We start from the raw sequence: 8790 nt of genomic DNA on the forward strand, positions 1-8790 counted from the left end.
ATTGCACCACTCACTCCCCGGCCGGGGGAGCTGTTCGAGGAGACCGGGGATAGGGCGGGGATAGGGATTTCCTCTGTGCACCGCGGCCGGTGGCCGCTGTACTCGTCGTATTCCGCCCGGCACGCCGTGTGACCGGGCGGAGTGCGGCGACGACTGTTCCCTCTGGCCTTGTCCCGCCCGCCGGGCTGTGTCTGTCCCGTCCATCGGGCGAGGGCCGGCCCGGGGGCCTTCGCCGTCGTCGTACGCCCGCCGTCACCGACGCACAGGGAGGGGCTGCCATGTCGTACGACCACTGAGCCCGAGAAGTCCGGGGCGGGCCCGCCCGATGAGGCGGGCCCGCTCTTCCAACTCCGGAAGGACCCGTGATGCCGTCTGTGACCGACCGCTACGACCCCTTGGACGCGGAGATCCTGCACGACCCCTACCCGGTACTGGCCGAACTGCGTGAGTACGCACCGGTGTTCTGGCACCCGGGCATGGATTCGTGGGTGCTGACCAGGTACGCGGACAGCGTGCGGGTGCTGCGCGACCACGAGACGTTCGCCCGTGACCCGCGGCGTACCGGGGGCGAGGTGCCGGAGCCGTCCTTGAGCGTGCAGACGCTCGACCCTCCGCAGCAGAACGCGGTGCGCTCCCTGTTCATGACCGCGCTGCGCGCCCAGGACCTGACCGGGGTCGAGGACCGTGCCCGCCTCCTGGTGGGCGAGCGGCTCGACCGGCTGGCCGGCGGGGGCCCGTTCGACGTGATGGCCGAGATCGCGGTGCCGCTGTCCGTGGCGGTCGTCGCGGATCTGCTGGGCGTCGAGCCCCCGCAGTACGGGGAGTTCGCCGCGGTGTCGGATGCGATCATGCGGAGCATGGACGGCGGCCTCAACCCCGCGCTCGTCGAACCGGGCCGCGTCGCCCGCCGACAGCTGAGCGACCTGGTCGACTCCTGGTTCGCAGCCTCGTCCCGCCCCGGCCTGCTGGCCCGGGTACGGCAGGCCACGGCGCCCGGCTCCGACACGCCGACCAGGCTGTACGTGAAGAACACGGCGCGGGTGATGTTCCAGGGCGGCTACAGCACGATGGCGGCTGCCATTGGCAACGCCGTCAACACCCTCCTCATTCACCCGGGAGCCCTGGACCGGATGCGGGACCGGACACTGCTGGCCACGGGGGTGGATGAGCTGGTGCGCTTCGACGGCCCGGTGCAGGGCACCACCCGCACAGCGGTGCGCTCCTGCCGGATCGGCGGCGTCGACATCGCGCCGGGGCAGAAGGTCGTCCCGCTGTTCGCGGCGGCCAACCGTGATCCGGCCGCCTTCGCGCGGCCGGACGAGCTGGTGCTGGAGCGCACTCCGAACCGCCACCTCGGCTACGGGTGGGGGCCGCACTCCTGCATCGGGACGACCGTCGCCCAAGCCGGGCTGCGTGCCCTGGTCGCGGCCCTGAACGACCACCCGGCCCGGCTGGCCGCCGCCGGCGAGGGCGTACGGCGCCGGACGGCGACCATGCGGGCCTTCGACACGCTGCCCGCTGTCCTCCTCCTCTGAGCACGCCCCTGCACCACGGCGATCGGCGCGCGCTGCTCGTCCGTCCATGTCTTCAGGAGTCCGCCATGCGCATTCTCATCGGCAACCACATTGATCCGTCCATCCGCGAGCGCGGCGACATGCGGGCCTGGACACAGCGCCTGTTCTGGTTCGCCCGCCCCGGGGACCTGCTCATTCTGTGTTGCGAGCCGGACACGGCGTTCGTCGACTACGCCCTGGCCCGCACCGGCGTGAAGCGCGAGGAGCTGACCGTGCTGGCCGCACCTGCCGGAGCGTGGGGTGAGAGGCTGCTCGATCCCGCCTCCCTGGCGGTGCCCGCGTTCGTGGAGCAGGTGCGGGCCGCGCTCGGTCGGGCCGGGGCCGGAGCGGTGAGCGAGGTGTTCGCGCTGTGGCCGTCGGCCGCCGTGGCGCGGCTCGCCGAGGTCCTGGGCGTGGCCGACCGCTTCTCGGGCGCGGCCTTCTTCGGGCAGGGCGGCGGGGAGATCGGGAACAGTAAGGCGAACTTCCGGGCCCTGGCGGCGGCGGCCGGGGTGCCGATCCTGCCGGGCCGGGTCTGCCGCAGCCGCGCCGAAGCGACCGAAGCGACCGGCGCGCTGCTGGAGTGCTCCGCGTCGGGGGCCGTCGTGGTCAAGCAGGCCCATAACGGGGCCGGGGTCGGCAACCAGTTGCTCGTACGCGACCCGGGGATGGCGGTGGACCATGCCGGGGCCCGGCATCTGCACCATCTGGCCCCAGGCCCGGACGGCATCGCCGCGTACTGGGGCGAGCGGTGGCCGTGGGCGAGCGGGAACGACCGGTGGCCGGTCGTCGTCGAGGAGTTCGCGCCCGGCGCCGACGCGGTGTACTCCGAGCACTACGCCGCGGACGAGGGAACCCGGGCCACCGAGACGGGCCGCCTGCTGTACGTCGGGCGGCGTCTGAGCCACCAGGTCGTGCCACTGGACGGCGTCACCCAGCCGGTGCGGGCGGCGCTGCTGGACGGCGGGGCCCGCCTTGCCGAGGCGTACCGGGCGTTCGGCTACCGCGGGCACCTGAGCGCGGACGCCCTGGTCCTGCCCGATGGGGCTGTGGTGTTCACCGAGGTCAACGCGCAGGTCTCCGGGTCGTTGCACATCTACCAGTCGATCGCTCACGGCATCGTCGACGTCGCCGCCGCCCCGGCCCGGCAGGTGGTCGAGTACCACGTCCCGCCCACCTGGGCGGTGCCCTCGTTCTCCTCGTTCCTCGCCGCGCTCGACGAGCTGGGCCTGGCGTACGACCCGGCCACCCGGACCGGGGTGATCGTGTCGATGCCCGCCATCCCCCTCGCACCCGGGGAGCCGGTGCAGTTCGTGTTCTGCCTCGCCTACGACCCCGCCGAAGGCCACACGGCCGCGTTCGACCGGCTCGACGCACGGTTCGCGACCGTGCCCGCCGGCACCTACGACGCCAGCCAGCACATCGGCACCGGCGCCGTGTCCTTCTCCTCCTGACCGGGAGCCTCACCCATGACCACCACCTCGCTCACCGCAGCCACCGAGGCCGCCCAGCTCTCCCCCGTCTTCGACTCCGACCGACTGGCCGCCGAACTCAAGGCCGTCACCACCCACACCTGGAACGTGCAGCGCACCCACACCCACGGCGGGCAGGTCGGCCTGCCCGCCGCGATCGACTGGCGGGTCCTGCCCCTGCGCAGCCTCGGCGGCGACCCGGAACGCACCGACCCGGGCGGCCCCGGCCCGCAGCCGTTCGCGCCGACGCACTGGCTCGACCGACTGCCCTACCTCGGCGAGATCCTGAACTCGGTCCCCGCCCCGCTCAACGCGGTACGGCTGATGGCGCTGGGGCCCGGCGCCGCCTCGGACCCGCACCGCGACCCCAAGTACCGGCTGGACCGGGGCATCGTGCGCCTGCACATCCCCGTCGTCACCGACCCGGGCGCCGTGCTCGTCCTGGACGGCGTCGAACACTGCTGGCAGCCGGGCACCTGCTGGTACGGCGACTTCTCCCGCGAGCACCTGGTGCGCAACACCAGCCAGGTGGTGACCCGCGTCCACGCCGTGATCGACGCCCTGCTCACCGCCGGTCTCGCGGCCTGGTTCCCGGACGCCTGGCAGCACCTCCTCGCCCACGGCGAGGTCCTGTTCAACCGCACCGGCCCGGCCGAGGCTCCCGCCTGGCCCGGCGAGCTGCCGTACGAGGCGCTGCTGCCGTCCGGGTTCGGGGACTTCGACTCACCCGCCCCGCTGGACGGCTCCCTCATCCCCGCCCGCATCGACCGCGACGCCGACGACGTCCTCGCCCTGACGGTTGCCGGGCGCACCTTCGCGCTCGTCCCGGCCGGCGGCACCGGGGAGTTCCGGTTCTCCGGCTGGAGCGAGCAGCGCACCCTCCAGCCCGACAGCAACGGTCTGACCCTGCGGGTCCGCCGCGGCCGCGCCCTCGCCGACCGGCACGTGGCCGCCGCGCCCCGCGCCTCCTGATTCCGCACACCCCGAGAGAAGAGGAACGCCCATGGTCCGCCTGAACAGTCACGACGACTTCACCCCGCTCAAGGAGGTCATCGTCGGGTCCGCCGCCAACTACGTGGGACACGACCGCGACGTCAGCTTCGAGCTGTTCCACCACGAGAACCTGAAAGGCTTCCGGTCGGACTGGGCCTACCCGCGCCTGACCCGGACGTCGGCCGGCCACCGGGAGAGCTGGGCCATCAAGGAGCGGTACGCCGAGGAGCTCCACGAGGACGTGGAGGCCCTGGCCGCCGTCCTCGCCGGACTCGGGGTCGCCGTGCACCGTCCGCTGCCCCTGCCTCCCGACGCGAAGGCCATCGCGGGCCTGGGCTGGGAGGCCGCCCCGACCCCGGCGCTGAACATCCGCGACAACACGCTGATCCTCGGCGACGAGATCATCGAGACGCCGCCCGCGATCCGCTCCCGCTACCTGGAGACCCGCCTGCTCGCCCCCGTCTTCACCCGCTACTGGGAGGCCGGCGCGCGGTGGACGACGATGCCCCGACCCACCCTCACCGACAACAGCTTCGACCTGTCCTACGCGCGGGACACCGCGACCACGCTGGGCGGGCCGACCGAGGCCATCGACGACCCGCAGCCCAGCCCGTACGACGTCGGTGTGGAGATCATGCTGGACGGCGCGCAGGTGCTGCGGCTGGGCCGGGACCTGGTCGTCAACGTCGCCCAGGAGAACCACGCCCGGGGCGCCGAGTGGCTTCAGAGGCACCTCGGCCACGAGTACCGCGTCCACCGGGTGTGGCGGATGGCGGACAACCACATCGACAGCATGGTCCTCGCCCTGAAGCCGGGGGTGTTCCTGGCCCGGCACGACGGCATCCGGGACCTGATGCCCGAACCGCTGCGCTCGTGGCGCTACATCGTGCCGCCGGAGCCGGATGAGGGTGCGTTCCCGGTCTACGACGACTACGAGGACCTGGTCCTCACCAGCCCCTACATCGACCTCAACGTGCTCTCTGTCGACGAGCGCACGGTGCTGGTCAACCAGGAGTGCACCGGCCTGGCCAAGCTGCTGGAGGCCGAGGGCTTCGGCGTGGTGCCCGTACGGCACCGGCACCGGCGCCTGTTCGGAGGCGGGTTCCACTGCTTCACTCTGGACACCCACCGCACCGGCGGCTTCGAGGACTACCTGTCGTGACCCTCCCGGGTGTGCTGTTACTGGACGCGGCCGGCCCAGAGGCAGGTTTCCTCGCCACGGCCGCCGCCGCCCGCGGGCACCAGGTCCACGCCGCGACCACCGCCGCGGCGTACACGGGCTACGGTCCGGAGCTGAGGGGCCTTCTGGCCGGGCGGGTCGTCACCGACTTCGACCGGCCCGGCCGCGCCCTCGACGAGATCGCCGCGTACGCCCGCCGCCACGGTGTCGGCGCCGTGCTCACCGTCAACGAATACCTGACCGGCCTCACCGCGCACCTCTGCGCCGAACTGGGGCTGCCCGGCAACGACCCCGCCTCCGCGCGGGCGGCCCGGGACAAGGCCGCCATGGCCGAGACGTTCACCATGGCCGGGGTACGCACCCCGTACACGGTCCTCGTCCGCGACCAGGCCGGGCTGCGGGCCGCGCTGGCAGACCCACGGGTCGGCTTCCCATGCGTCGTCAAGCCGCCGTCCGCGGCGGGTTCCGCTGGCGTCACGGTGGTGGCCGGCCCGGCCGGTGCGGCCGAAGCCGCCCGCGCGGCGGTCGGCATGTACGCAAGCGGCGGCGACCCGCACATCCTGGTCCAGGCATACGCCGCAGGGACGGAGTACAGCATCGAGTCCCTTACACAAGACGGCACCACGACGCACCTCGCCGTGACCCGGAAGCAAGTGACCGCCGGCCCGAAGAGAGTCGAGACCGGTCACAGCCTCCCCGTCCGCCTGCCACCGGCCGTCGAGGCGGCCGTCTACCGGGAGACGGAGGCAGCCGTCCGGGCGGCCGGAATCCGGCATGGTGCCTCGCACACCGAGGTCATCGTCGGCGAGGACGGGCGGTGCACGGTCATCGAGCTCGGCGCCCGCCTCGCCGCCGGGCAGATCGGCGTCCTGATCCAGCACGCCCTGGGCATCGACGTGTGGGCGGCTCTGCTCGATATCGCCCTCGGCCGCCCGGCCGCACTCGCCCCAACCACCCGCAGGTATGCGACCGTACGGTTCGTGACCAGCCCGCGCGCCGGACGGCTGACCTCGCTCTCCGGATTCCCGGCGACGGGGCCGGGCGTGCCGTTCGTCCGCCTGCGGGCAGCGATCGGGAGCACCGTCCACGAGCCAGGAGCCAACAGCCACCGGCTCGGATCGTTCGTGGTCACCGGCCTGGACGCTGCCGAGGTCGAGGAGCGGGCCGACGCGCAACTACGGAGGATCCGCATCGAAGTCGAACCACACCACGACGAACCGGGACCGGTCCCCGGCCGCCCGGCCAGGACCGACCGATGAGCGGGCCCGCCACACGGGAGGCTCACGAATCCGGGTCCGACGCGACGATCACAGCGGCCTGCTTCCCCGCCCCTGCCCTCCTCCTGCGCACCAACGCCCCAGTCGCCCAGCGGACGGTCCGGGCCTTCGCCGGCCAGCAGGCCGAGGCGGCGCGCTTCCTGGCCCGGTCCCTGGCCGCCGCTCTCCGCCCGGCCCCCGACATGCGGGCCCGGGTCGCGGCATTCATCGCCGCGTTCGAGGCGACGGAGGACTGGCGGTACAGGGCAGCGGCCTCCAGCCCGCACAGCACCGGCCGGTACAGCCCCATGTGGGCAGACCGGTTCCGGACTCCCATCACCGACGACAACCCCAACCTCTTCCGCGTCGGCGACCACACCCGCTTCCGGGACGGCGCGACGTGGGATCCAGCGACCCGCACCTACCAGGGAGGCACCGACACCCCGGCCAGCCGGACGATGCGACGGTTCGAGGCGCTCGCAGCCGCGAGATTTCCCCCGTCGCCGCGCGTTGACGTCGTGTGCAACAGCGTCTCCCTGCCCGACGGCCGCATCGCGGACGGGACGCGGCTCCTGCGCGGCGCCGCCGCCCGCCGGGCCGCGGCCGAAATGACCGCCCGGATCTCAGCACGAGGCGGGGACACGTCCCGTATCACCACCAGCGGACACCTGATCTATACCGCCAGCGCACCGGAAGCAGAACGCCACGCGATCTTCCACCACGCCATGACCCTGCTCGCCCGCAACCACACCGCCCCGGCCGACACGCTGACCGCATGGCTCCAGGCCGCCTACCTCCTCTACCAGGCCCCCCGCAGAAAGCGAGGCGCCGACGCGACGATCCGCACCTTCCTCGTCGCAGCGGGCACCCTCCTGCTGTCCAGCCCGCCTGCGCTGCCGCACGACATCGACCTGCGCGCCTATACCCGGACACACGATCTGTTCGTCACCGAACTACGGGCCGCCCAGAGCATCGGTACAACCTCCGTCGGACGGCGGATCTGAAATCTGCACACCGGCCATTCAGGCCAGAGCGGCAAGCACTCCGGCCAGCGTGTCGTAACTCTCGCGGACCGCGTCCGCCTTGCCCAGCCGGTGCCGTTCAAGCCGGATCGCCCCCAGGTGCCGGGCCTCGTAGATCCCCGAGCGCCACACAGCGGCGGGCGAGCGGTCCACAGCGCCGTAGGACTCCCAGAACGCGGTCCGCTCGTCCTGCTTGGCTGTCGCCATGCGGATGGTCCAGTCGGCCGCCGGGTCACCGAACCACGCGCGGTCGAAGTCCAGCACCCCGGTAATCACCGGCTCGGGGGCCTTCGGGTCCAGCAGGGCGTTGACGGTCCACAGATCGCCGGTCAGCAGCCTCGGCTCGGTGACCTCGTCGAGCGCGGCCCGCCCGTGCGCGGCCACCGCGGCGACCTTCCGTACGTCGCCCGCGTCCAGACCGGCACCGTCCAGGTCTGCGGCGATCTCCTCCAGCGACGCGATCACTGCCTCGCTCCACGTCCCGTGTCCCGGACCGCCGACGGGCCCGAAGTACGGACCGCGCACGTCGTGCACGGAACGGGCGATGGCACCCATCTGCCGGAAGAACGCCGGCCACACCGTACGCGGATACGCCCCCAACTGCTCCGGCGCCGGAACGCCGTCCAGGCAGGTCTGGATCATCCAGTCCCGGCCGATCACCTCGTGCGACCAGTCCGCGGCCAGTACTCGCGGCATCAGCGGCGCGATCACCGCCAGCCAGGGCTGGGCCACGTACTCGTTCCGCATCAGGTGGCGCTCGCTGCGGAACTGGCGGCCCTCCTCCGGCGCGACCCGCAGGATCACCGGCTCCGCCCGCCCGGCCAGGGCCACGCAGTAGACGTTGTTGTACATCCCCGTGCCCAGCTCGACCGCGGAGGCAGGCACGGCCTCGGGGCCGAAGGCACGGCGGCAGATCTCCGCAATCTCCTGGGCGGTCACTGACTGCTGGAACGCCTCCGAGGAGCGCTCAACCGGCTGAAAATCCATACCGCTCAGGATGCCCCGCCCGACAGCCGCTCGTCACATCCACCGCGTACAGCGACACGGCGGAAACACCCGCCCTGACACAGCCTCGGCTCCTGCCACGCTTCTACCAGGCCAGCCCACCGCGCCGGAGTACTTCACCGATACCCGTGTCGCCGCACGCCTGCGCTTCTACTGTCCAGCCCGAGAGATGATCACAGAAGGCGTGCAGAGGGGCTGAGCAGTGGGGCGGGATCTAGGGTCTGTTTCTTGGATCATGTTCGGAGCCAGATCGCGAGGGCCGCGAGGGTGACGGTGCCGAGGTAGATGTAGGCGCGTTTCTCGTAGCGG

Annotated in this window: 7 protein-coding genes; 6 read left to right on the plus strand and 1 reads right to left on the minus strand. The window is 72.4% G+C overall.

Going from position 1 to position 8790, the window contains the following annotated elements; translation table 11 throughout:
• The first annotated feature begins 365 nt into the window (after positions 1-365).
• The 6 genes from ACFC79_RS32490 (at position 366) to ACFC79_RS32515 (ending at position 7458) form a co-directional block, all read left to right on the plus strand.
• A complete protein-coding gene (locus ACFC79_RS32490) occupies positions 366-1535 on the plus strand; it encodes a cytochrome P450 (RefSeq protein WP_376247710.1) in 1170 nt (389 codons plus the stop codon).
• A 65-nt stretch (positions 1536-1600) separates the two neighbouring features.
• The gene (locus ACFC79_RS32495; RefSeq protein ID WP_376247712.1) at positions 1601-3007 is read left to right on the plus strand and encodes a peptide ligase PGM1-related protein; all 1407 of its coding nucleotides are present in this window, start codon (positions 1601-1603) and stop codon (positions 3005-3007) included.
• Positions 3008-3022: 15 nt separating this feature from the next.
• A complete protein-coding gene (locus tag ACFC79_RS32500; protein WP_376247715.1) occupies positions 3023-3997 on the plus strand; it encodes an aspartyl/asparaginyl beta-hydroxylase domain-containing protein in 975 nt (324 codons plus the stop codon).
• 31 nt (positions 3998-4028) lie between these two features.
• The gene (locus ACFC79_RS32505) at positions 4029-5180 is read left to right on the plus strand and encodes a glycine amidinotransferase (protein ID WP_376247717.1); all 1152 of its coding nucleotides are present in this window, start codon (positions 4029-4031) and stop codon (positions 5178-5180) included.
• Positions 5177-6457: an ATP-grasp domain-containing protein gene (locus tag ACFC79_RS32510; protein ID WP_376247720.1), complete on the plus strand. Its 1281-nt coding sequence runs from the start codon at positions 5177-5179 to the stop codon at positions 6455-6457. The genes ACFC79_RS32505 and ACFC79_RS32510 overlap by 4 nt, the downstream gene beginning before the upstream one ends.
• A complete protein-coding gene (locus ACFC79_RS32515) occupies positions 6454-7458 on the plus strand; it encodes a hypothetical protein (protein ID WP_376247723.1) in 1005 nt (334 codons plus the stop codon). Before ACFC79_RS32510 ends, ACFC79_RS32515 begins: the two co-directional genes overlap by 4 nt.
• Positions 7459-7476: 18 nt before the next feature.
• Here ACFC79_RS32515 and ACFC79_RS32520 read toward each other — a convergent pair whose 3' ends face one another.
• On the minus strand, positions 7477-8463 hold the full coding sequence (locus ACFC79_RS32520; RefSeq protein WP_376247726.1) for a phosphotransferase family protein: 987 nt from the start codon (positions 8461-8463) through the stop codon (positions 7477-7479).
• Positions 8464-8790 lie beyond the last annotated feature (327 nt).

The sequence above is a fragment of the Streptomyces sp. NPDC056061 genome (assembly GCF_042266885.1).
In the GTDB taxonomy this organism is placed as follows: domain Bacteria; phylum Actinomycetota; class Actinomycetes; order Streptomycetales; family Streptomycetaceae; genus Streptomyces.